This window comes from Providencia sp. Marseille-Q8014, from assembly GCF_965112055.1.
Genome location: NZ_CBCOPT010000001.1, coordinates 771,885 through 797,942, shown reverse-complemented (window position 1 = coordinate 797,942; position 26,058 = coordinate 771,885). Strand labels below are relative to the sequence as shown.

22 protein-coding genes are annotated in these 26,058 nt (G+C 38.2%); 9 read left to right on the top strand and 13 right to left on the bottom strand.

The annotated features are described in order from the left end of the window. The first annotated feature begins 154 nt into the window (after positions 1–154). From ACWPW6_RS03400 to ACWPW6_RS03390, 3 genes are all read left to right on the top strand, one after another. The gene (locus ACWPW6_RS03400; protein ID WP_196713795.1) at positions 155–1,015 is read left to right on the top strand and encodes a MetQ/NlpA family ABC transporter substrate-binding protein; all 861 of its coding nucleotides are present in this window, start codon (positions 155–157) and stop codon (positions 1,013–1,015) included. Positions 1,016–1,330: 315 nt separating this feature from the next. Further along, a complete protein-coding gene (locus tag ACWPW6_RS03395; protein WP_154622320.1) occupies positions 1,331–1,930 on the top strand; it encodes a nitroreductase family protein in 600 nt (199 codons plus the stop codon). Between the two features lie 484 nt (positions 1,931–2,414). Then, a complete protein-coding gene (locus tag ACWPW6_RS03390; RefSeq protein WP_154622321.1) occupies positions 2,415–2,717 on the top strand; it encodes a hypothetical protein in 303 nt (100 codons plus the stop codon). A 92-nt stretch (positions 2,718–2,809) separates the two neighbouring features. Here the strand turns inward: ACWPW6_RS03390 and ACWPW6_RS03385 are convergent, their stop codons facing one another. The 8 genes from ACWPW6_RS03385 to mak all read right to left on the bottom strand — a co-directional run bounded on the left by ACWPW6_RS03385 (position 2,810) and on the right by mak (position 13,474). After that, complete coding sequence (locus tag ACWPW6_RS03385) at positions 2,810–3,964, bottom strand: fimbrial protein (protein ID WP_454210129.1); 1,155 nt, start codon at positions 3,962–3,964, stop codon at positions 2,810–2,812. 81 nt (positions 3,965–4,045) lie between these two features. Continuing rightward, positions 4,046–5,254 (bottom strand): fimbrial protein, encoded by a 1,209-nt coding sequence (locus tag ACWPW6_RS03380; RefSeq protein WP_163860701.1) that lies wholly within the window; start codon positions 5,252–5,254, stop codon positions 4,046–4,048. Between the two features lie 7 nt (positions 5,255–5,261). Further along, a complete protein-coding gene (locus ACWPW6_RS03375; RefSeq protein ID WP_163860700.1) occupies positions 5,262–7,730 on the bottom strand; it encodes a fimbria/pilus outer membrane usher protein in 2,469 nt (822 codons plus the stop codon). Between the two features lie 14 nt (positions 7,731–7,744). Then, a complete protein-coding gene (locus tag ACWPW6_RS03370; RefSeq protein WP_196713793.1) occupies positions 7,745–8,494 on the bottom strand; it encodes a fimbrial biogenesis chaperone in 750 nt (249 codons plus the stop codon). Positions 8,495–8,580: 86 nt separating this feature from the next. Further along, on the bottom strand, positions 8,581–9,093 hold the full coding sequence (locus ACWPW6_RS03365) for a fimbrial protein (protein WP_154622576.1): 513 nt from the start codon (positions 9,091–9,093) through the stop codon (positions 8,581–8,583). A 106-nt stretch (positions 9,094–9,199) separates the two neighbouring features. Then, positions 9,200–9,475, bottom strand: coding sequence for a helix-turn-helix domain-containing protein (locus tag ACWPW6_RS03360; RefSeq protein WP_154622577.1), 276 nt, complete (start codon positions 9,473–9,475; stop codon positions 9,200–9,202). A gap of 928 nt (positions 9,476–10,403) precedes the next feature. Beyond that, positions 10,404–12,353, bottom strand: coding sequence for a bifunctional 2',3'-cyclic-nucleotide 2'-phosphodiesterase/3'-nucleotidase (locus ACWPW6_RS03355; RefSeq protein WP_249999861.1), 1,950 nt, complete (start codon positions 12,351–12,353; stop codon positions 10,404–10,406). Positions 12,354–12,568: 215 nt separating this feature from the next. Beyond that, positions 12,569–13,474, bottom strand: coding sequence for a fructokinase (gene mak / locus ACWPW6_RS03350; protein WP_249999860.1), 906 nt, complete (start codon positions 13,472–13,474; stop codon positions 12,569–12,571). Between the two features lie 196 nt (positions 13,475–13,670). Here mak and rdgC point away from each other — a divergent pair, with 196 nt between their 5' ends. Both rdgC and ACWPW6_RS03340 read left to right on the top strand, forming a co-directional pair. Beyond that, a complete protein-coding gene (gene rdgC / locus ACWPW6_RS03345) occupies positions 13,671–14,576 on the top strand; it encodes a recombination-associated protein RdgC (RefSeq protein WP_196713791.1) in 906 nt (301 codons plus the stop codon). A gap of 227 nt (positions 14,577–14,803) precedes the next feature. Continuing rightward, positions 14,804–15,319, top strand: coding sequence for a GNAT family N-acetyltransferase (locus ACWPW6_RS03340; RefSeq protein ID WP_154622317.1), 516 nt, complete (start codon positions 14,804–14,806; stop codon positions 15,317–15,319). 196 nt (positions 15,320–15,515) lie between these two features. Here ACWPW6_RS03340 and yedF read toward each other — a convergent pair whose 3' ends face one another. After that, positions 15,516–15,755 (bottom strand): sulfurtransferase-like selenium metabolism protein YedF, encoded by a 240-nt coding sequence (gene yedF, locus ACWPW6_RS03335; protein WP_004926886.1) that lies wholly within the window; start codon positions 15,753–15,755, stop codon positions 15,516–15,518. Then, a complete protein-coding gene (gene yedE / locus ACWPW6_RS03330; protein WP_250000484.1) occupies positions 15,752–16,966 on the bottom strand; it encodes a selenium metabolism membrane protein YedE/FdhT in 1,215 nt (404 codons plus the stop codon). Before yedE ends, yedF begins: the two co-directional genes overlap by 4 nt. A gap of 2,373 nt (positions 16,967–19,339) precedes the next feature. Here yedE and ACWPW6_RS03325 point away from each other — a divergent pair. Next, entirely contained in the window at positions 19,340–20,230 is an 891-nt protein-coding gene (locus ACWPW6_RS03325) for an alpha/beta fold hydrolase (RefSeq protein ID WP_247046863.1), read from the top strand. Positions 20,231–20,611: 381 nt separating this feature from the next. On the opposite strand, the gene exbD is transcribed toward ACWPW6_RS03325, so the two are convergent. Further along, positions 20,612–21,037: a TonB system transport protein ExbD gene (gene exbD / locus ACWPW6_RS03320; RefSeq protein ID WP_154622415.1), complete on the bottom strand. Its 426-nt coding sequence runs from the start codon at positions 21,035–21,037 to the stop codon at positions 20,612–20,614. Between the two features lie 5 nt (positions 21,038–21,042). After that, entirely contained in the window at positions 21,043–21,978 is a 936-nt protein-coding gene (gene exbB / locus ACWPW6_RS03315; RefSeq protein WP_249999858.1) for a tonB-system energizer ExbB, read from the bottom strand. 360 nt (positions 21,979–22,338) lie between these two features. Between exbB and metC the strand changes: the two genes are divergently transcribed. Then, positions 22,339–23,526 (top strand): cystathionine beta-lyase, encoded by a 1,188-nt coding sequence (metC, locus tag ACWPW6_RS03310; protein WP_249999855.1) that lies wholly within the window; start codon positions 22,339–22,341, stop codon positions 23,524–23,526. Positions 23,527–23,693: 167 nt separating this feature from the next. Next, entirely contained in the window at positions 23,694–24,365 is a 672-nt protein-coding gene (locus ACWPW6_RS03305; RefSeq protein WP_154622418.1) for a DedA family protein, read from the top strand. Between the two features lie 43 nt (positions 24,366–24,408). On the opposite strand, the gene ACWPW6_RS03300 is transcribed toward ACWPW6_RS03305, so the two are convergent. Then, the gene (locus ACWPW6_RS03300; RefSeq protein ID WP_249999853.1) at positions 24,409–25,437 is read right to left on the bottom strand and encodes a MerR family transcriptional regulator; all 1,029 of its coding nucleotides are present in this window, start codon (positions 25,435–25,437) and stop codon (positions 24,409–24,411) included. A gap of 171 nt (positions 25,438–25,608) precedes the next feature. On the opposite strand from ACWPW6_RS03300, the gene ACWPW6_RS03295 reads away from it, so the two are divergent. Continuing rightward, a complete protein-coding gene (locus ACWPW6_RS03295; protein ID WP_154622420.1) occupies positions 25,609–26,010 on the top strand; it encodes a hypothetical protein in 402 nt (133 codons plus the stop codon). Positions 26,011–26,058 lie beyond the last annotated feature (48 nt).

Here is a 26,058-nt window from a genome sequence, read left to right as displayed (position 1 = left end):
AAAAAAGACTAAAAATAACTTAAAAACATATCGATATAACCTATCTTAATTAATTTCATATAACTAAAAGTTGTTTATTTTTATAAAATGTTATTTCAAAAACACTTATTTATTCTGATTAGATAAAGAAATAAATAACGAATAGGGTAAAAAAATGAAAAAGCTCGCTGTATTGTTGTTAACATTTTCTGTTGCCATCATGAGTGCTTGTTCAGATGAAAATAAAACGACAGAAACTGATAAAACGAATTCACAAGAAAAGCAAAAAATCATTATTGGTAGCCATGGAAGCGATGCTGATATTTGGCAATTTATCGCTCAATCTCAGGCAGCTAAAGATGCGGGATTAGATATCGATGTTAAGATTATAGATGATGGTGTCACACTGAATATAGCGACTATTGATGGCGATGTTGATGTTAATGCCTTTCAATCTTGGGGATTTTTAAAAGATTTCAATCAAAATCACCACCATCAACTCGCGGCGATTACAACTACTTACTTTGAACCTATGGCCATTTATTCCTCGAAATATAAAACGCTAGAAGAGATACCTAATAAAGCATTAGTTGCAATTCCCAATGATACTGCAAATCATGCTAGAGCATTATTATTGTTGCAAAAATCTCAACTTATTACATTAAAACCAGACTTTAACCAAGCCACAGGGTCAGTTAATGATATTGTTGAAAATCCTAAACAACTCGAATTTAAACAAATTAAGTATGCTCATGGTCCACGAGCATTACCTGATGTCGATATTGCTGTTATTGGAAATACCGCTGCACAAGAAGGTGGCTTAAATGCACTTAAAGATTCATTATTTAGAGAACAAAATGATGGTAGTATTAACAATATGATCAATGTACTCGTCGTTAAAACAGAAAATAAAGATAACCCAGCCTTTAATAAACTAGCTGAACTTTATCATACCGACGCGGTTAAAAATTATATTCAGGACAATTTTGGTGGCACAAAAATACAAATTGTTCAGCCTTTATCTACTCTCAAATAAAAAATGTCAGGTATAACGATAGATTACATATGGTTATACCTGTTCCTGACGGCATAAACCTCTTTCAATTTCACTCACCGAACATTCAAAGCACTCTCCAAAATAGGGTTTCAAACCAAAGCAACAAAACATATCATATTGATTTAAAACATCATTAATCCAGCATACACTAGAGCGAAAAATTTGAACCTTATCGTTAATTTTTTTTTCTATGATTTTTTCGCCACAACGCTATAGTAATACTCAACTAACGAATAACGGCTTCTGAAACGTTTAATATAATGCCGTGCGCTAACAAATAGCTAGGAGACTCAAATGTCAAATGCATTTATCGAAATGATTAAAAACCGCCGTACTATTTACAACCTCGGCGATGCATTACCTGTTTCTGAGGAACACGTTACAAAATTAATTAAAGAAGCAGTGAAACATTCACCTTCTTCTTTTAACTCTCAAACATCACGTGTCGTCATTTTATTTGGTGCAGAGCATAAAAAATTGTGGAATCTCACCAAAGAAATCTTGCGTACAATTGTTCCTGAAAAAGCTTTCGCGGCAACAGAACAAAAAATAGACAGTTTCGCTGCGGGTGCTGGCTCTATTTTATTCTTTGAAGATATGGATGTCGTTAAAAGCCTGCAAGAGCAGTTCCCACTCTACGCTGACAACTTCCCTATTTGGTCTGAACAAGCAAGTGGTATTGCGCAATTTGCGGTCTGGACGGCATTAGCACAAGAAAATGTCGGTGCATCACTACAGCACTATAATCCATTAATTGATAACCAAGTTCAAAAAGAATGGGGAACACCGGATAGCTGGGTATTACGTGCTCAAATGGTATTTGGTTCAATCAATGCCCCAGCAGGTGATAAAGACTTTATGGATGATGAAGAACGCTTCAAAATCTTCAAGTAATTCATTATAAAACGATAATAAAAAATGCCCCTATTTGTTATGAATAGGGGCTAATCACCTTCTACATTAAATCGCTACAACTTTGCAATGCCAACCAACACCAAGGGATTCAAAAATGATAAAATTTGGGCGGTTTCTATTTAATACTCAAAATGTTGTCATCAATAACTTTTATCACTGAATATTTACGCCCAAATATAAAAGCAAAAACCGCCCACCAAGCCTCGTCAAACCCACTAAATACGGGATACATACAGATTAAAAATCCAATTAAGATTCATTTTACGAATTTTTATATATCACTCCCGCCTGCCTATCTCGGTTAGAAATCACTCAAAAACAAAATATGCTAAAGAAAATCGATGTTTCTTTAGTACATGTCATATTTTTTACTCGTAACTGAACTAAACTTAGAGATGAGAATTCGTAACGCGCTATCCGTGTTATTAAAGTAGCGCTAGTTCCAACTAGGGGGTAGATGCTAATGAAACGTTTATCTTTAATTGTTACTGTTACTGCTGTACTCATTTCTAGTTTCACTTTCTCTCATGCCGCAACAAACAAAATAGGTGGAGGCACGATTACCTTTGTGGGTTATGTCTATGAACCGCTCTGTGAAGTCACCGTGTCAAATAGTGAGCAAATTAACCTAGAATGTTATCGCAATGGTAAAAACTTGACTAAAACTAGTTCACTCAAGAACGCCAAGCAACTTAGCTCTGATTATGTCAAAGTGGAATATAACCAATTTAACAATAAACCGACCCTCAATATTACTTATGATTAACGTAGTATTTTTTTGAAAGAGTTAGCGATAGTTGGCTAACTCTTTCAACTCTATTGACGACATTATTTTATCGTTATAATTCATAATCTTAACTAATTGGCATTTAACATTATCGTCATTTTGCTATTCGCTCTACCGGGTGTAATTGGAACACCACCGTAGGGAACAAAGCGAGCTAAAAAATTCAGTTGAACTTCATGCGTTGCAGCCCCTGTCGTTGGAATTGGCACGCGAGTCCAATTATTAGTCGCCGGAATTTGCCCTCCTACAACACCTAAATTTAGTAAATTATTACGAACCCCTGAAGACGTTAAGATTTCAATGGCTATGCCAGTTGCTGTTGAACCTAAATTAGGATCTAATAACAAATAGTTCGTTTCATTCTTTACTCTATTTTCTTCCTCAGGTGCAAATCCATAGCTAATTCTTGCGCCTCTTTGGCATTTTAATGTAAATGAAAATGGCACAGGAATAGAAGGAATATCAGCAGCAGAATGCCTTCCTAAATTCACCGTCGATTGTACGGCACTCAAGCCACATGTTGATACGACTCGAGCCCCAACAGGCCTCATACGAATAGGTAAATAACTCCCAGCGCTAGGAAACCCAGCATTCCCTTGAGCGGCATTGATACCCGGCCCAGAAAAGCCTATTGCGCCGCGATCAAATCCTGCAATTGATGTATATGAGTTCGAGTTGGCAGCAGCAGTCGAACGGGCTTGTTCCAAGGTCACGCCTGAAAAATGTTTCATTTTGATATTTATTTTATTGCTATTGACAGGATCGACTTCATAGCCTATTTTTCGTCTACTCACCCTATTATCATACTGATTATCAACCGATTTATTCATTCCTAAAAACATTTGAAAGCTTAATTCAGGTGCCCTTACGGCCCAATATTTAATACCATTAGCAATAAACAGATAGTTGCCATTATCAATAGCTCCACTAGGCAAGTAATACATTTCAAATATATTATCTGCATCCGTTATATCACATTGAAACACGATGGTTTCTAATGTTTTTCCCATTAAAGAGGCCATATTGGCATTGGAAAATGACTCAATATAAAGTTGCGTCCCTGCTGGTTGAAATTCCAATCCATAAATATATAAATCCACTTTAGAACCAAGAATAATGGGTCCACCTGAGATACCACCATTCATTCTTACACAAGCGGCATTCGCCAGCCCCGTAAAAAATAATAATGTAATACCTATTAATAAAAATATACGTTTAAGCCCCATCACAATCCCTCCCTAATGCTATAAGTTTAAATACATAAATAAAGCCAAAATAAAAGTGTGTTCATCAGTAAAAGAAAAATTTTAATTTTGATTCAGCATAAAAGTCGCTTTACTTCTTACAATACCCGGTGTTATTTCTTCACTACCATGTTTTACAATACGGGCTGAAAAATTGACATCCACAGTCGATGTTGAAGTACCCGAAGGAGGAATGGGTAATGGCTTCCAATTATTATTATTTGAAATTTGCCCACCATTTGCGGATAAACTCAATAAAGGGACTCTATTCGTGTTTGCATCTAAAATTTCAATAGCAACACCTTTCGCTGTTGAACCAATATTCGGATCAAGCAGTAATACATCGGTAATATTTTGATTTATATTTTCCATACCGGGAGCAAAACCATATCGAATATTTGCAGCGCCGGTATCACATTTTACTGTCACAGAGAAATTGACAGGGGTTGAAGGAAGCGAATTTCCAGCGTGGCTCCCTAAATTCACATTTGACGTATTTCTTTCTACGGTACACGAATTAACCGCTGTTGTGCTGGCTGCATTTTGTCCAATATTAAAAAATGATCCCGGCGTATGTGGAGCGCCATTCCCTCCATTCGATACCATGGTATCATTGATTCCTGGCCCTTTAAAAAAGACAAAGGCTCTTGATTCATTTGGGATCGTAGCATCAAATCCATTAGCAGTGATGGGCACTTTAGAACGAATTTGATGGTTGGTCACACCCGAAAAATGTTTTGCTTTAACAAGAATAAAATTTGGGTTTGCTGGGTCAACATCATAACCGATTCTTTTTGACCAATTAGGTTGGTTAGGGAATGCCGTCGTCGCGCTAATTCCATTCCCTAAAAAAAACTCATAATCGACCCCTGAAGTTGCAGTATAAGTATTATTGGCGTAAACAACTGATATTGGCCAATAAGGAATACCATTAATATTTTGCGCAGGTGTTAAATTCGAATAATATGCTCTAAACATATAATAACCTTCGAATATCCTAGTCGCATCAGCGGCCGCACAACGAAATAGAACTTGCTCAGGACTCAAGCCATGCGTTGCTGCCATTTGTGCCGCTGATATATAACTTGTTGCTAACGTTGTTCCTGCTGGTTGAAACTGTAAACCATAAATAGAAACTGGATCTGATGTTCCAACATGTATCGCAGGATTTGGTCTAATATAAGTCTCCATCGTACAAATTGCATTAGCAACAAAAGGAGTAGACATTAAACTTGAAAGCAACGCAACTTTATATTTACGGTTAATATTCATGTTAACCTCAATAGAAATAACAAATGGATTCTGAAATAGAATTATTATCCGAGATACGATAATCAAATTTACAACGTTGATTACTATCTTCACCCCATTTAACAAAAACAGTGCCTTGTTCAGATTGAGAATTAAAATGAACTAAACCGCCTTGTCCAACTAAACCAATTTTATTGTTATTTTCATCATAAATATCAGCGCCAAAGGGTACTGCGTTTTTATCTTGCAATGTAATTCGATAAGTAATGTTATTACCTTTCTTCGTATCAAATTTCACGAGAACAGCAGATCCGGCATAAGGAGCAACTTTGATTAAGTTATTATCAAGATCAATATCCGTACTCATATTTTCAGTATTAAGATAAAGTGTGTTGTATTGATAAGGGACTAATGAAGGGACTACTGCTTGCCCATTACCATTAATCACAATATTACTCCATGAAGATACTGCCGCACCTTCCGCTTCATCAGCTTCTACAATAGCAAAAGTATCACTTAAATAACGAGACGGAATAACCCCGCCCTCATATACAACGAGTGCACCACTCGCGCCCATTGAGAGGGATTTAAAATCATGTCCTTGAGAATAACCGGCATTAACCGATGCAGAAGAAAAATCCTTTTGAATATTGCCTGAAAAACTACTATTTGAGTTACCAACATTGCTTGCTGTAGCATTCCACGAAATAGAATTATCTTCACCAAAAGAACTACTAATCGTGGTGTTATTTGCCCAACGATTATCTGAGTCTGAACGAGTGATTGAACTACTCAATAACGTATTCTGTTCTGGATACCAAAGTGAGAATGGCACTGACACGTTAAACATGTAGTTATTATCACCACCCTCTTCATTATTTCGGTACATTTTGATATAGGTAAAGCTATAGCCAATACCTTTAAAGTTATTCATATAACCGGCTTGCAATTGCTTAGTATCAGGCAAATCATCACGCCAAGTTTGCAAAGAGCCGCTGATATACATCGTTCCATAATCAGCTAAATTCTGATTAACCGTTAATATATATTGAGAACGCCTTGGATTAATCGTGCCACCGCTATATAAATAGCTATCACGATAAGAACTCGCTTCATATAAACTTAAATAGTTTTGTGACTCATAGCGATAACCTGCTAAAGCGATATTTGTGCCTGTCGCATTAATGTCTTTATTCCATGTTATACGTGCACGTGCGCCATTATAGGTATGATTATTATCTAATTCAGCTTTTGAGCTTGCCATATCAAAACTAAAGGCACCAATTTGAGTATTAACAGCAAAACCCAATAATCCAGATTGGTATTTATTGCTGTACTGTACTCCAGCAAATGGCGTGAAAATATTACTCAAACCATATTTCAGGGTAGACTGAACAAAAATATCAGAAGAAGTATTATCGCCGCGTAATTTACCACTCACAATACTGTAGTCGATTTGCCCAGGTCTTAATAATCCAGGTACCGTAGAGAACGGAACAATAAATGTAGAAACACTGCCATTAGCCTCTGTAACTTCAACCGTTAAATCGCCGCCATAACCCGTTGCATAGAGATCATTGATCGTAAATTCACCCGGAGAAACATTTGTTTCGTATATCACAAAACCATTTTGAATAACTCTAACTCTAGCGTTACTATTCGCCACCCCTCTGACGGTTGGCGCAAAACCTTGCATTGACTGTGGGCGCATTCGATTGTCAGTCGCTAATTCAGCGCCTGTGTATGAAAAGCTATCGAATAAGCTTCCATCTGTAAATGATTGGCCAATAGTTAATTCGCTTTCTATTTGTGGGATTGCTCGTTGAACATAAGTTCTAATGCTTTCGTGTTGAAATTTATCATCTTGATTGTATTGCAAGTTAGATTGATGGCGAATTCTAAACAAACCTAGATTAAGCCCTGCTGATATATTTCCATAAGCAGAATGTTCATCTTCCCCATGACTACGACTACTATATCCATTCAGGTTATAGTTCATAAAGAAAGCAGGGATACCTTCATTCAAAGCACTGATAGGCACAAAGCCGCGCGCAGAATGCTCCACCATGACTTGAGGAATTAAAATATCTAAGCGTAGGACTTCTTGCTTTAAATTAACTTGGACATCTTTTGACAACGCATTTAAATCTTCACATGCACCATCAGTGGTTATTAAACCTAAATATTCAGGTTTTATATTAAAGCTATCAATATCTTCTTTGGTTAAACAGGGAACCACTCGTCCTTTGCTATTTTCATAAAATCTAACTTCTTTATTATAAATAAACTCGTTATTTAAATACACATCAACAAACCAGTCTCCAGGTGTGATCTGGTCTTCTGATAATTTATCTATTGATATATCTTTAGCATTACCAATTAAGAAACCTTCATTATAAGAATATTTCTTTTCACTTTGGTTTTCTTCTACCGCTAATGCAACCCTACCATACCCTAAGGATAAGTATACCATTATAAAAATTAATTTTATTTTCATAGCAATACCATTTATTATAAATTAGACTCGTAGGAATCTAAGCCACCATAATCATTAATGACTGAGTAGCTAATTTTTTTTGCATTCATAAACTCATTGGGTATTGCCACACCATTTCCACGATTAAGATAAATATCAGAGAATGGCGCAACCATATTACCTTCTAAATTTAGCTTTCTATTCCCATCAGATAAAGTGACAGTTTGGAATGTAATAAACCATGGAGAATTATTCTTTATCAATAACTCATTACCTTTTGATGTTTTCTTTAATGAGAAAGAAAGTTTTTCATTTATCTGTGCTGGTACTTTAACATCTGTAGGTCGATAAAATAATTTAATTCTAGACCTAATTGCAATTTGCATTGTGTTTTTATTTAGTGAAGTTGTCTCTTCATTTTCTGGAGGAACTTCCAACACATTGAGGTAAAAAATAGATTCTCTATCTTTAGGTAATGTGCCTCCCAAATAAGTTAATCTTAAATTTTGACCTGCACCTGGAGACATTTTAAATATTGGTGGAGTAATTGAAAATGGTGTTTTAATATTTTCAGGTAACTCATTAGGATCTCCAGTATCTAACCAAACTTGTACTAAAGCAGGCCATTTATTATCATTGACCAACTGTACTGTTTTACTTTTCGCTTTTTCATTATATATAACCCTCGTTCCATTGATAATAACGCTGGCATAAAGTGATGTTGATACAATGAATAATGAAATAAATAAAATTAATTTATTTATTATAGGCAGCCTAGTTATCATAATGACCTAATCCTACTTAAAATTGTAATAATTTAATTTTTTATTGATCTGTCAGAGGAATAATTTCCTCTGACAGAATTAACTTCTTATGGATAAGTCAATGTATAGTTAACTTGTGCTGTTACCGCACCTGGCGCGGTTACAACATCTTTCGCATAGTAAAATGCTTGGTATGCCAGTGTTGCAGCACCATTAACAATTGGCTGGTTACCAACTGGCGCACCATTTACTTTCGCTAAGTTACCTGCTTGGTCAGCTAGACCAATCTGTACGTTAGCGGGTGCAACGGTAGGAATAAGATTACCTGTTACAGCATCGCCAGAACTTAGGCTTTCGAAGTTAGCAGCAACATCAACACCACTAACGCTACAGTTAGCTAAGTCGATAGTGAATGAGGTGTTTCCTGCTGTCGCACCTGCTGCATTCAATGCTGTTGTTGATACAGTTGGCAGCGTTACAGTGAAGTCACCACCATTACCTGTTGTCACATCACAGGTTGTAGATGTAATTTCACCGTTGAACGTAATAGTACCATCCGCAGCTAATGCTGATGCTGAAATTGACGATGCAATGAATAAAACTAAAAGTGATTTTTTCATATTTAACCTTTGTAAGATAAAACAATTCCAATCCTTGATTATTAAAAATAAGGATGACTAACTACACATATAGGGCTAAATCCATTTAGAACTACATTCCAAAAAATTAGATAATTAAAGTGTTCGCAATAAATATATTCTTATCGTAAATTGTCTTGTCGTAATCAGATAATAAAACTACGATATCCACATTAAATGCATTAGCAAATTTTGCTAATGATTCAACATCTATTCTATTTATTCCGCGTTCAAATCGTGAAATTTGTTGTTGGCTTATTCCAGTTATTTTACCAAGCGTTTCACCGCTCCAACCATTTTGTAATCTTAACGATTTAATTCGTTGTCCAACAGACAATGAATATTTGTATTTTTCAATTTCCATGTAAGAGTACCTCTGAATTTAGAATTTATTATTCATGCTTTGATTCAGATCAGTGCTTGACTAATATATTACGCATTCATAGTTTAAAAACAAATAACATCACTCACTAAAGAGTAGGTGGATTTTTGCGAGTGATATATTTTATTAACCCCACTCTAAAATAAACAACCACAATAAAAACATAATGTTAACCTTTGCAAACAATCCAGAATTAACATCTAAACACTCAGTTTTAAACCCCAACTAAAGGTTTATAATTCCGATTTAAATTGAAAAAACGACATTTTTATCATAAAACATCAATTTTATACTTTAATATATATTATCTTAATTACATTTTTAGATTATCCTCATCACTATCTTACTTCAAACAATCCCCCTCCTTTAACACAACATCACAATATAACCATCATTTATTGACAGTAAAAATCAAAAAAATGCCTTTAATAAGTGGAAAATACTGCAAGGCAATATAACTACTGACAAAAATAGAACCTTTATCAGACGATAATTTCTATTCCTTTATTTTAGATAATCAATAAAACACATTCTTTTTACGAACTATTTTTTAGAGAAAACAATCGCCATAAAGATATATCAATAATAACTAACATGATTAATTATTTAATCTTGTCAGAGCTAGACTTTAATAACAAATCAATTTTATTTATCTATAAACAACATGAACAAAATTACGTTATTCATTTTTATTTGGATATAATATGTATGACAATGCATAATTAGACTAACCATTTTGTCGTATATCAATATTTAGTTACCAAGTTTGTATGACTCAGTTAGTTTATTTGAATGTTCTTCTTTTTATTGAGCAAACAAAAATATTAACCCCCTATTATTAAATCCAGTTTAATAATAAAGGGGGTTTTGATGATTAGTTTTTAATAATAATACTAAAATCGATACTTAGTTATTTTCCATTTAAATTAATTTTGTAAATAGCAAAACCAATATCATCATTTCCTACTTTTTCTAAAGGATACTGTGCCGTCTGTTGAATAAATTTTGCGGCTTTATCACTTTGAGATGTTTCAAAACGAATATCGAGTGCTTTATCACTTTTAATCGGTAAGAAAGACCAATTATTATCGGCTTTACTTTTCACCTCACCTTGTTCTTTGGAAATTTTAGCAATGTAAGATGCCAATACTGAACGATTTTCATCTGGGGAAGCGAATGCGATATGGTTATCACCTGTACCTGCAAACTTACCGCCGTATGCACGATAGTTATTGGTTGCGACTAAGAAAGTGGCCTTTGGATCAATGGGTTTGCCTTGATAGGTAACATTTTTGATCCTATTAGCCTGTGAATTAACTGGTTGGCAATCTACGTCATATTTTGCAGGTTCGGTAAGATCGATTTGGTAATTAATCCCGCTGATAGTATCAAAGTTATAAGTTCTGAATCCTTCCCAATTGATCAAATTTTGAGGTGAGGTTGATTGAGGGTCAATACGGTTAAACATCCCAGCGGAACATTCTAGCCACTCAACGACTTCGGCGCCTGTTGCCTTCACTACGACTAAAGTATTTGGATATAGATACAAGTCAGCCGCATTGCGGAAAGTAAGGTCCCCTTTTTCAACCTCAACAAATTCATCTGGCGCATTTTTACGACCACCAACTTTAAATGGCGCGGCGGCAGAAAGTACAGGAAGATCCGCTAAATCAGGGTCACCTTGAATATAATGCTTTGTATAATCAGTTTGAGCATCATTGACAATCTGTACCGTCGGATCACTCTGTACTAATGCCAAATAGCTATACATGTTATCAGAAGCTTTACCGATCATTTTCCCCACAAATTGACGTGTATCGTTGTGAGGCTTATCGATAATTTTAGCCAACTCGTCATCTGGTTCGACTAGCGGTTTTTTATTGGCTTTGTCGTAGACAGGGCGGGCATGAGCATTTGCTTTAAGCACTTCCCAACGTCCTTTATCATTGCTTAACACCAAGTCAACGACGCCAAGGTGATCCCCCCACTGACCAGGCATAACGGCTGGGATACCATTAACGGTTCCTTTTTCAATATCAACGCCTTTGATATTTTCAAAATCTTTACTTGGGAATACACCGTGAGAGTGACCAAACATAATGGCATCGATACCCGGCACTTCACTGAGATAGTAAACGGAGTTCTCTGCCATCGCTTTATATGGCTCTTGTGAAAAGCCTGAATGCGGAATTGCCACAACCAAGTCCGCCCCTTCCTTTTTCATCTGAGGCACAAATTTTTTCGCGGTCTCAGTGATATCATTGACGGTCACCTTGCCTGTCAGGTTTGGCTTATCCCAAATCATAATTTGTGGAGGAACAAAGCCAATATAACCGATTTTTAAATTATGACGCTTACCGTCTCGATCCTTAACGGGCGTATCAACAATAATATAAGGTGTGAAGTAATTTTCGCCTGTCTTAGCATCAATAATATTTGCGTTAACATAAGGGAACTTAGCCCCTGCAATCGCCTTTTTAAGATAGTCTAAGCCAAAGTTAAACTCATGATTACCAAAGTTACCGACGGTATATCCCATCGTATTCATCAGGCTATGAGCTGGGTGAGACTCTCCATTCTCAAGCCCTTTGGCCGCCATATAATCTGCTAAAGGGCTACCTTGAATCAGGTCACCGTTATCCACTAATACCGCATTCGTCACCTCGCCTTTTGCGGCTTTAATTAAACTTGCTGTTCGTACTAAACCAAATTGCTCAGTCGGCTTATCCTTATAGTAATCAAAATCAATCAAATTACTATGTATGTCGGAAGTTTCCATCACACGTAAATCGACTGTCGCGGCATTGACATTCAATGTCACGAACAATGCTAAAGCAGATAATTTAAAAATGTTATTCACCGTAATTCCCCTTACGTTGATTGATGTAAAATAATCGTTGCCAGTGCTGTGTGCCAAAATAGGGCTAGCACATCTTCATACTTGTCGATAGGCTAACCAGTTCGTATTTTGATAAGTGATAATCAACAATGCCCTTCTTATAAATTGAAGTCACCGTTTATCTTAATTAGATGTGTTTAATTCTAGATAAGTCACAGAATAAATGACGATAGTCACTACTTAGGCCAAAGCCACGCGGCGCCTCGGACACCACTTGAGTCACCATGAATCGCTTGTCGAATCGGCGTATCGCATTCACGACCAAATACCCAATTTTTCACTCGTGTAGGCAATGAGTGATATAACCCCTCAACATTACTCATTCCACCACCTAAAACAATCACGTCAGGGTCTAACATATTAATGGCTTGTGCTAATGCCCTAGCTAGACGAGATTGGTAGTTATCCATTGCCGTTATGGCATGTGGGTCACCTGCTTTCATCAATGTGATAATGTCAGCGCCTGTTTTCGTATCGCCGGAGAGCTTGCGATAATCCGCCATAAACCCAGTACCGGATACAAACTGTTCAGTACAACCTGTTAATCCGCAATAACATTGCTCGTCTTGCAAAAACGCGAAGTCTTGACTGTTCTGCCAAGGTAATGGGTTATGCCCCCACTCTCCTGCAACGCCATTTCCCCCTGAATGCACTTGTCCATTAATTGCGATACCCGCTCCACATCCGGTACCAATAATCACAGCAAATACAACAGTCGCGCCTTTTCCGGCGCCATCCACCGCCTCTGAGACAGCAAGGCAATTAGCGTCATTGGCAACTTTAACTGGCCTTTCAAGGATATTCGCGAGGTCGGCATCAAAAAATTGGCCATTAAGCCAAGTGGAATTGGCATTTTTCACTTTTCCAGTGACAGGGGATAAGGTGCCTGGGATACCGACCCCTACGCGACCTCTCTTTCCTGTTGCCATTTCTGCGTCATTCACTAATCCCGCAATCGCATCTAATGTTGCACGATAATTACCTTTAGGCGTTGCAACTCGCTTCCTAAAAAGTGTGTCACCATTATCTTCCAATGCAATCACTTCAATTTTGGTGCCACCAAGGTCAATGCCAATTCTCATCTTCACCCTCACTGCTTAGCTGTTTTCTGTATCATTGCCTGTATACATTATCAATTTCAAGCGATTAGCTATAAAATTGAGGCCTAATAACATAACAAATGATGCATAAAAGCATTTTTTTTCGCTAAATAATCGACAATTCGTTATCATAGCCACCGGCTAAAATAGGTCATCCATCAACAAAGGTAGGTTTTTCATGTGGTTCAAGAATATATTGGTCTATCGTCTGAATCGTGATTTGGCGCTAAGTGCTGACGATCTAGAGAGACAACTTGCCCCTCTCGCCTATCATCCATGTGGTAGCCAAGACATGATGAAAACAGGCTGGGTGTCACCTATGAAAGGCTCAGATTCACTGACCCATGCTGCTGGCAATCAAATTCTGATTTGTGCTAAAAAAGAAGAAAAAATGTTGCCTTCCCCTGTGATCAAGCAAGAATTACAAGAAAAAATTGAAAAGCTTGAAGCCGACCAAGGGCGAAAACTGAAAAAAACGGAAAAAGACGCGCTTAAAGACGAAGTCGTCCACTCTTTATTGCCTAGAGCATTCAGCAAATACAATAAAACCTATATATGGATTGATACGGTCAATCAACTCATCATCGTTGACGCTGCTAGTGCCAAACGTGCTGAAGATAATTTAGCCTTGCTCCGTAAAAGTTTAGGCTCATTACCTGTTGTACCATTAACATTCAAAGATCCTATTGAGTTGACTTTAACCGAGTGGATCCGCTCAGGCTCACTTCCTCAAGGCTTTGCTGTTATGGATGAAGCTGAATTAAAAGCGCTCTTAGAAGAAGGCGGTATCATTCGCTGTAAAAAGCAAGAGCTCATTTCAGATGAAATTGCGACACATATTGAAGCCGGAAAGCTAGTCACCAAATTGGCTTTAGATTGGGAAGAGCGCATTCAGTTTATGCTGTCTGATGATGGCTCTCTGAAAAGGCTAAAATTCAGTGATACATTAAAAGAACAAAACGATGATATCGGTAAAGAAGATTATGCCCAACGTTTTGACGCCGATTATGTCCTAATGACTGGGGAACTCAGTGCGCTCATTGCACGCCTTATTGATGTTCTTGGTGGTGAAGCAGAACATTAATCGACGCCATATCAACTGATGGCATCACATATCACACTGTGTTGCCATCACTTTTTAGACCTCGCTAACATTGCCATCATTAAGTCATTGACTGCCTACCGAATCTCTGGTGAATTGAATTACATCTTGATAACAAAATAGCTGACATTTTTATTTGTTAAAAAAAAATAATTAAACAAATAATGCAAGCTATTGAATAAGGTTAAACATCAATCGCAGGAATTGCTATGAAAGAGCACATCGAACCGGAAGTGGATGAACATTCACTTGTCACACTGCAAAAAATAACGGCAGATAATTTTTCTGAAATTTGCCTGCTCAGCCATACACTGAGTGAAGCGCAACGCAGCATGGTGGCAGATAATGCCTACTCCATTGTTGAAGCTCAGTTTTCAGACTGTGCGTGGTATCGCGGCATTTATGCTGATGATGTCCCTGTGGGTTTTATTATGTTGCATTCAGGGTTAGACGATGATGAGCTTGAATATGATGGAATTATGCTATGGCGTTTTATGATAGCTGAACCTTATCAAAAACTTGGATTTGGTCGTGAAGCCTTAATCCAAGTGATCCGCTATTTAAAAAAGAAAGGCTATCCACGACTTTATAATAGTTGTGGTGAAGGTGAAGAAAGCCCATTTGAATTCTATAAGAAACTTGGCTTTATCCCGACGGGGGATTATGTCGATGATGAGTGTGAATTAGTGCTTGATTTAACTAGCTGGCAGGAAGAGTCGTCATAAGCGAATGCGCGATGAATAACCTAACTCAGAATACTTATAATCTCAGTGTGAGGGAGTCAAAAACTGAAGTCAGCAGTGCGAGGTCTCAATAATTCGTGTTGCAGCAAGGCCGCCTACCCGTGGTAACCCTAGTCACACCTATAAATAGATGGCTAGGGTCACAAAGCAACCTACAACGCTGCAACTTGAAGTATGGCTATTTTTGGATTAAATAGCGAATAGTCGGTCCATCCTGTTGTATGTCCAGCACGGTATAACCATAATTTTTCGCATCTAAAGGAATATTATTGATGGATTGTGGGCAATCGCTGACCACTTCCAATATTTCCCCTTTTTTTAGCGATGGCATGGCTTCTAACGTCGCGACAGCTGGGTAGGGACAAGGTTCTCCCACCATATCTAATCGATAATCTGGAATGATTTCTTTATGGCTCATACAACCTCCGCTGATGCTGCAACCTGTTTTTGCCCGCGCTTACGGAAAAAGTACCTTTCCCACACCAGCATTAAGATAAACGCTATTGCTAATAATAAATAAGTCACCGCTAACCCACCTTGTGGGCCGAAGGTTTCCAATAGGTTCACTTTATCAAAGTCGGTTGCCAACCAAGGGCCTAAATCATCCCAATAGTAGGCAAGGATCGTGGCTCCGATTATGTTGCCAAAACCGACCCACCAATAGTGAACTTGTCCTTCAACGGCACGATACATCCATCCCGTTTCACACCCTCCTGCTAGCACGATACCGAATCCAAATAATAACCCACCGATGACGGCGTTAGGTCCTGCCCATAAAATTTTTGGCGTTGCACCTAATTGTACATAGCTAAAAATACCTATTGCACTTACGGCCATACCTATAATGATCGCCTTTGCCATATGGGTTCTTCCAGTGATCCATAAATCACGAAAAGCGGAAGTAAAACAAATTTGAGCTCGTTCAATCAGCAAACCAAAACCGATACCGCATAAGATAGCAATGCCTAATACAGGAGAATTCCATAAGGTATAGAAGCCCCATGCGATCGCTAAGGAAAAGATTACCATGCCTAACTTAAAGCGTTTTTTGGCAACATCTGCTCGCTGAGTGAGTGGTGAAGCAGCCGATACTTTTTTCAGATTAATTGGGATCCTAAACATTGGCATTAAAGTGAATTTCGCACCAAAGTAAGATCCTGCCGCCGTTGCAATGGCAAAATACCATGCATGCAGCGAGAACTGGGGAATGCCTGTAAAGAATGCGGCTAAATTACATCCCATTGCTAAACGTGCCCCAAAACCAGCAATGATGCCACCAATAATCGCTTGAAAAATACGAATACGATGTTGTGGCATACGTAATTTAACGTTATTTGCCCATAATGCTGCTGCAAAGCAACCAGCAAACATCCCGATAATCATAACGCCATCGATTCTCTCTAATGGGCTACCCGATAAACCGATCACTTTAAAATATCCCCAGTTTTCAGGTTCGGCCCCAAATAACTGTAGAATATGTCCACCCCAACGGGTAAATTCACCTGTGACGGCCCAAAATGTTCCTGTTAATCCAAAGTAGTATGTCGATAAGATACCCGCAGCAATAACTGCCGGTAGAGGTTTCCAAAAACGGATGAGATAGTGAGATTTAAACTCAGACCAAGTCATTTTAACTTCCAAATCATTCGCGCCAGTACCTGGCAGAGAATTCCGCTGTTGTATTGTATGCACACTATCCCTTAAAGCTACGCCAGCAGCAGTAAGAAAATAACGCCTCGTCCCCACAGCAGATATGGATCACATCATACTCCGATAATTGAATTCGTGAAGTGATATGTTACAAATAATTTGCACTACTTATAGGCCTGCACGCGTTCGATTTTTGCGACTTGAAACCGCTTTTCAACAAGTGACATACCGCTTCATGGACACGCCGATGCCATCGCCTTCAGTGAGTCATCAATATAGCAGACAACAGATTAATAATAGCTACCCTGTTGTTTTATATGTGTATTTTAAGAAAAAAAAAGCGTTATCAGAGATAACGCAGGAATGTGTAGTCTTATTTTATCTATAATAGAGGAGTATAATATGAAATTGCCGTGTTACCGGCGTTGCATGCTATGCGTAGTCTGAAGTCAGCCCATTTGACCTCAGTAATAACATTTATCTACTTAAAAAAACGATTCATTGATAAGTCAAAAAATAGTGCTATATAAATCATTTTTATAAACTCAAGATATCAATCTTATTTTATTTTTCCCTAGTTTGGCGAATAGAAATAAAAAAATTGAATCATGAAAAGTGTTTAAAAGTATTTCTAAATGTTATTGAAGGCATTATAACCCAACATAATTGTTGCGCAAGTGTTTTTTTCATTTAACTTAAATTTTTTATTCTCCATATTTTTTATATTTAAATCAATAGGTTATATAAATTAATTTCAAAATAAAAAAATAAATATATATTTTTAAAAATAATTTACATAATTATCCATTTCTTGAAAATGTTACAAAGCTAATTATTCAATTAACTCTTCTTATATAGATAATAGTTTTAAATTTAATTGTTAGATTTATTTATCCATATATCATCATGTGCACAAATATTAATCTAATTTATTTTATTACTTATTCTACTTGATAACACTTGTCATGGATAAATATAGTGAATATCAAAAACAATAAGAGTAGATTTTTTTTAGTCATAAAAAACATAAGGTTACAATATTGCCATACAGACTAATAATCAGCCAATAATAAAAACTTAAGTGTTATCACTTAAATTTAAACAAAGCTAAATAACCTCATAATAAAGATATAGTTTATTTTTAATAATCACTTAGTGAAAAATCGAACCAAAAAATGAGATTTAATACACAAAAAAAGACACTCATCTCAATATTTAACTTGTTATAAAGCTGGAGTATTAATTCAAAAAACTAATCGTTACTCGCAATACGTTATGCGTGTTAACAGAAAAAATAGCTTAGTTTTTTGCTCCTCTATCACTCCCAAATCGCTCTACCTTGCCAATACTCGTCAAATAATGATAAGAACTGGCTAACTTTGGGAGGCAGATAGCGCTTTGTGGGGTATAACGCACAAATAAAAAATTCAGGTTTGCAAAATTCGTTTAGAGCAGGAAGCAAACACCCTTTTTTAATCTCCTCCTGGCAAGAAAAGCCCCTAGTTGGCAAATACCCTGTCCCTCAATCAAAGCAGATAAAATGGCCTCAGTATCATTTAAAACCAAACGCCCTTTAGGCATATATGATTGTAAATTTGAATTAATTTTAAATTGCCATGGAACGTTATATCCCTTATGTCGAAAAATTAGTCAGTTATGGTATTTAGTGGTTGTAAATCCTCTGGCATACCATGTTCTTATATGTAATGAGGTTTAGCACAAGTTATCAGACGATGCGGAGCGAGTACTTTTCTAACTAAACGATTGTCATCATTAAAATCGATATCGACCTCCACTTCTGCCCATCGTTCTAAATAACATCGCACTATTGGCATCATAAAACGTTTTCCGAATGCAACAGGTACTGTCGACCTTAGTAACCCTTTTGGTCGCTGCTGCCCTTGACCCAATATATTTGCAATTTCGTATAATATTTTAACTCTGGAGGAGCAACAGTGATCATATGGGGTGTTGCTTATGGTGGTGTTTCCGCCACCTTAATGACATGGATGATAGTGCATAGTTTCACCCTATCGAAATTACAGGTTCCTTATACATTTCATTTTTTAATGCGGGTATTGCACTAGGTTCTGCTTTAGGCGGTGTCGTTGTTCTATTAAATAGCTTAGATACAAATCTTATTGTTTCTGCATTGTTATTCGTCAGCGTCCTTTTGACATTACTAACTCACATCGTCAAAAAGGCCATTAACTAAAGATATTATCCAGATTTAAAAGGTGACTACGATAGAGTTTACCTTTAATTCTTGATAATCTTTACTCATTATTATGGCTAGTATTTTCAGTGAAATTACGGCATAAGCAGTACAAAATTCACAAAATTGGAAATAAAATGATAACAAACGCTGAAACAGTACTTTTTTATGATTCATTTGGCATTCCCAAAAACCCTGCTGTCGTACTAATTCCTGGTTTAGGGGGGCATAATATTAGCTGGACGGATGACTTTTGCCAGCAAGTTGCCGATGCGGGTTTTTATATCTTGCGTATTGATAATCGAGATGCCGGTTTATCCCCCCATTTGGATAACTTTCCCTCTATTAATCTCGGCGCACTCATTGAAAAAATGCAAAATAAGGAACAATTTGCTATTCCTTATACTTTGCTAGATATGGCTGAGGATATTGTCCAATTACTCAATAAGTTATCTATTAATAAAGCGCATATTATTGGACGCTCAATGGGAGGAATGATCGCGCAACTGGTTGCGGCTAAATACCCTGAACGTACATTATCCCTCTGCGCAATTATGTCATCAACAGGTAACCCAGAACTCCCACAAAGTGAGCCTGATGTCATGCAGATGCTCATTAGCCCAAGTGCCAACCCTCAAGAAAATTTAGACGCTTATTTATCTGGGCAACTGGCATTTTTCCAGCGGGTCAGTTCCTCGATCTGCCCATTCGATGAAAACTATTACCGTGACTATTTGCTACAGGCTCTGAAACGCAACTATTCACCTGAAGGCACTAAACGCCAAATTGTCGCGGTTGCTGTAACTGGCGATCTGCGACCTTATATTCAGCACATTGACACACCAACTTTAGTTATTCATGGCTCTATTGATCCGCTATTTCCGTTAGCTGCTGGCCAAGATATTGCTAATAATATTGCTAATGCAAAACTAGCCATTATTGAGGGTATGGGTCATGAAACGCCCCCTCTACTCAATCCAAAAATTGCGGATCTCATTATTGCTCATTTACATGAGGCAACGAATTAACTATCCAGTATATAAATAAGGCTCTAACAGAGCCTTATTACCATTCCTCCTTCACCTTATTTCTTATACGGTAGGTAAATAGGATTGGTAGTTGCTAAGATAAAAAGCAGTGAGTGAGTATCGTGATGTTGGATAAGGACTCGTTGTGAGCTTTAAGCTTAACCGTCATGTGATAGCTGATATGATAAAAACATCATACTGATAGCGCTGCCAACGGGTTAATAACCCAGTCAGATGCAAGCAGCACGTCAAAAATGACCATTACGCATAATGAAAATCAGTTTATGGTGTTCGCTTGATAGCACAAAGCGGGAAAATCACGTTTTCCCGCTTTGTTAGCAATCTCAGTTCATTGCATTTTGAAGGATGCCTACTCATTGATTATTTAGGAGATGCGGCTTCCATCCCAACTAAACCAATTTTCAGATACCCTGACTGACGTAATGCATTCATCACATCCATCATCGTTTCATAATCAACACTTTTATCCGCTTGGAAAAAGATCGTGGTTTCTTTATTCGCATTCGTTGCGATATCAAGTGATGATGCTAATTGCTCTTTGCTAACAGCTTGGTCACCAATAAATAGTTGGCTATCCGCTTTTACCGTGAGGAATACCGGTTTCTCTGGGCGTGGTTGCGGTTTCGCTGTCGAAGCAGGCAAGTCAACTTTGATATCTACTGTTGCTAGTGGTGCAGCAACCATGAAGATAATCAGCAGGACTAACATAACATCAATAAATGGTGTTACGTTAATCTCGTGCATTTCACCACTATCGTCTTGTTCGTCACCTAAACGCATTGCCATAATCGTTACCTTGCTTTGCTATTTGCCAGATCCAGATCGCGGCCTAAGAGTAGAGCAGCTTGTGCAGCTACATCACCAACTTGGCCACGGTAGTTATTAATCATTCTGGCGAAAATGTTATAAATAACAACCGCTGGAATTGCGGCGATCAAACCGATTGCTGTCGCTAATAGTGCTTCTGCAATCCCTGGAGCAACAACAGCGAGGTTAGTGGTTTGTGAGTGAGCGATACCAATGAAGCTGTTCATGATCCCCCAAACAGTACCAAACAGTCCAACAAAGGGTGAGATGGCCCCTATTGTTGCTAAATAACCATTCCCGCGTCCCATATGGCGGCTAACCGCCGCAATAGAACGCTCAAGGCGGAACCCTGTGCGCTCCTTAATTCCAGCGAGATCCGTGCTTTGAGCTGACAATGTTCTTTCTAGAACCGCTTGCTTAAGCAGGAAAAGTGTTACGCTGTTCGACTTAAAGTCTTTAGCAACACTCATTGCTTCATCTAAAGATTTCACTTCTCTTAACTGTTTTACTTCAGCTTTTAAACGACGACGTGCCGCCAGCAGTTCTATTCCTTTGGAAAAGAATAACGCCCATGTGATAACTGACGCTAATACCAAACCAATCATAACGGTTTTCACAACATTATCGGCGTTTTGGTACATTCCCCAAACTGATAAGTCTTTATCAAAACCACCTTGGTTATCCGTAGTAATTTCAACACTTTCACTCACGGTCGGTGTTGTTGTATTTTCTGCCGTAGCTGGATTTTGTGTTTCCGGTACATTATTTGCTGGCGTTGAAGACGATGGATTCGTTGTCGCAGGCGCCGCAGCGGCTGGTGTCGTTTGGGCAGACGTTGGGGTTGTTGCTGGTGTGGTTTCAGCACTTGCTGTTCCCATCAGGCCTATCGCCAATAGAATAGAAGCTGTTAGTTTACGCATCAGTTGGCCTTATACTCTCTTTTTCTGTGTTCTATTAATAAATTCGTGCCGATGATTTCACGCTCACCGACTAACCTATAAAAGCGAAATTCACTCGCCCAATTGTTCTCTTTTTTCAAAAGACGGTGCAGATAATATCAAACACAGCGCGAATTGATAGTAATTATCATTACTATTCAATATTTTTTTCGTATTCTTTGTCCTTTCACAAAAAAGCCCTTAATAAGAACAAGACTATTACGCACTGACATGAAAAAAAATCCGATTCAGTCTTTACGCTTGTACATCTTCAACAAAATCATTTAAGTTCAATGAATCTTTTTAGTTTCCTATCGCTCAGTACAAGTTAAAGGACTCAATATGGCAAAGATTAGACCTGAAACACAACTCGTGCATCTAGGCAGAAATCCGACTTATACGCAAAAAGGGGTTAACCCTATTATTCAGCGTACTTCCTCCGTCATCTTCAATACACTTGAAGAAAAGCAGCACGCGACGCGCAATAGGGCAAAATCGGTGCTTTTCTATGGTCGTCGAGGCACACAAACTCACTTTGCCTTCCAAGAAGCTATGACTGAGCTCGAATGTGGTGCAGGTGCCGTGTTGTATCCTTCTGGTGCCGCGGCGATCAACAATGCGATCTTATCCTTTATCTCCTCAGGCGATCACATACTAGTGACGGGTTCTGCTTATGATCCAACACAAAACTTTTGTGATAAGATCCTCACTAAATTCAATGTTGATACAGACTATTTCGACCCAATGATCGGGGCGAATATCGCTGAACTCATTCGCCCTAATACACGCATTGTTTTTCTCGAAGCGCCAAGCTCTATTACGATGGAAATCCATGATCTTCCCGCTATCGTGAACGCAGTTCGCCAGAAATCATCGGATATTATTATTATGATTGATAATACTTGGGCTGCTGGCGTATTACTGAAACCGCTTTTGTTAGGCATCGATATCTCAATACAATCCGCCACTAAATACATCAATGGCCATTCTGATGGCATGTTAGGTGTTGCGGTTGCCAATGAACGCTGTATCGATACCTTACGTGAAAACTCCTATTTACTCGGGCAAACTGCTGACCCTGATACGGTGTATATGGCGGGTCGGGGCTTACATACATTAGCCACTCGGCTAAAACAACATGAGGCAAATGGTCTCGCTATCGCTCAGTGGCTAGAACAACAGCCAGAAGTTGATCGTGTTTTCCATCCTGCTCTGCCTTCTTGTCCTGGACACACCTTTTTTGTACGTGATTTTAATGGCAGTAATGGCTTATTCTCTTTTCAATTAAAATCACGTTTATCTCAAGAACAGTTCGAGAGCTTTTTGAATCATCTTAACCATTTTAAAATGGGTTATTCGTGGGGTGGCTATGAATCACTGATTCTCGGATATCAAAAAGAAGATTTACTCGGTATGCGCCAATATGATGTCAATTTCAATGAAGGAACATTGTTCCGTATTCATGTTGGCCTTGAGCATCCTCAAGATTTAATTGAAGACCTAAAAAAAGCGTTTGAACGTAGCCTATAACTATTTTTCACACTTTCATGATGCTTATTTCTACATGAAAGTGTGCATATTCAACGCGGTTATTTATCCACTAATCTGCTTAATTTAGTAAACAAATCAAACTGGCTACGTTTTTTTCCTGTAATATAGAAAAGAATTCGCTTTTTCGCAGATAGACAGGAACTATTATGGAAGTACTACGCGAAATCGTACTGGCACTCTGGCATCACGATTTCCTTAAACTCTCCAATCCAGAAGTACTTTGGGTTATTTATACCGTTCTCTTCGTTGTCATTGTATTAGAAAATGGGGTACTCCCTGCCGCTTTTTTACCCGGTGACACCCTGTTAATTCTTTCGGGCGCCCTCATCGCAAAGGGTGTATTGCACTTTATTCCAACTGTTTTACTGCTCACAACAGCGGCAAGCCTCGGTTGCTGGCTCGGTTTTCTTCAAGGGCGATGGTTGAGTGAAACAAACGTTGTCAAACGTTGGTTATCGCAAATCCCTCAAGAATATCATCATAAAGCCAACCATATGTTTCATAAACAAGGGCTTTATGCTTTGCTGATTGGCCGATTTTTAGCTTTCGTGCGCACATTATTACCTGTATTAGCAGGGTTATCTGAGTTAAGCCATCGACGTTTTCAACTCTTTAATTGGCTAAGTGGATTGCTCTGGGTTGGTATTATTGTGACATTAGGCTATGTACTGAATCAGATCCCTTTTGTGAAACAACATGAGCAGATCGTTCTCAGTGCCCTCATGATCCTCCCTGTGCTTTTGTTGGTTGGCGGGCTCATAGGGTCAATTATGATGTATTGGAAACATCGTAAGGCCCTGAATAATAAGTCCGAATAATCAAAAAAACCGCCTCATCATGAGGCGGTAAATAATAAGAGGGTTATGCTTGAGTAAAAGAACGGGTTAAAGCCTCAAATAGGTACTGACCAATTTCAGGAGTCATCCAAGTTCCCTGTGAAATAACCGGATTTTCTCGATAGATTTGACGAATTTTCTCCTGTAGTTCAGGATCTCCTCCCGTAAATTGGTTAAACATCGTTAGCCATGTTTGTGCCAATGCCTGTACTTCTGGCGATTCTGGCGATATTCCTGCGTGTTTCGCAGTATATAGTCCAGCGATCAGCTCAGGCCATACTTTTCCTGATTCGAAATAATGTTCTTTCACAAAAGCAAATTGTGATGCTGTCAGATAAGGTTTAAAAATAGCCAACTGATGCTCACTAAAGCCTTTCGCGACATAGTCAATCATCTCTTCAGTAATACCGGATGACGCTGCAAATTCATTATCGGATAAATGAATTTTATTTAATCTTGCAAAAAACTCAGGGTTACCCCCAGTATCACGTTCTAGGGCAGCCATCCACTCTGCTGATATTTGGCGTACTTGTTCAGAATCAACGGCAACACCTTCTTGCATAAGGCTTTTAACGGTTGCTACACGTTGCTGCCACGCTTGATTTTTTAGCGTCTGATCCGTATACAGAGGCATTTGTTCTAACTCTTTCGGTGTAAAATATTTGTCGTACATAGACATCATCTCCAGAATAGAAAACCAATCAGCCTGAGTGAGCACATTACCTGTCCGCATTTGTAATTGCAGTTGCTCTAGTCGATAGCGTAGCTTCTCTGCCTGTTTTATTTGTTCAGAAAGAGAGCAAATACGCTCCTGAAGCATTTGCGCCATATCCCCACTCTGGCCATCTAAGATCTCACCGATGTCTTTAAGTTTAACGCCCACCTGTCTTAACATTTGAATTTGCGTCAAACGTTCGAGACACTGTACGTTATAGAGTCGATAACCCGCATCGGTTCTCGCAGTTGGAACTAATAATCCTATTTCTTCATAATGATGAAGCGTGCGAATGGTTAGCCCAATTTTTTGTGCAATTTCACCCACTTGAAATAGCATATCAATCCTCCTGTGATGGATGTGCAGGTTAGTGCCTCACGTAACGTGAGAGTCAATCTTTTTTAAAAATAATTTTATCTGTTGGTGTATTTGGGATTCTCTTTATCTTCACAAACGCACTGATTATAATTTCTGCCGAATGACCCACATTGAATAATAATGGTGAAATTAATGAGCCTGAAAGCAATATTGATAGGATTGCTTTTACTACCTTCTACGCTGGTATTCGCAAATACTCTAGAGACGGGAGAACCAAGCACGCCAGGGTATGAGAAAGCAGAAGAAGCGAAAGCTTGCATTGACCAATACGCTTTTACGATCGCAAGTCACTACAATCAGCCTGCCAACCAAATCGCCGAGGCCGCACTGGGCTATTGTGATAATAAAATAGAATCATTTCGCCAATATAACCGAGAAATGAGTGTCGCTAATATCCCACAAAATGACCTACGAGAGTTATCGCTACGAGGCGCTGCGCTCTATGCCGCTGACCAACAATTCCATGACCTCAAACTTTCATGGATAAAAGATATTGAATACAAAATATTAAAGCACAGAAACGCGACGCAATAACGTTATACCAACAACAAAAAAGCCCTGTCACTTCAAGTACAGGGCTTT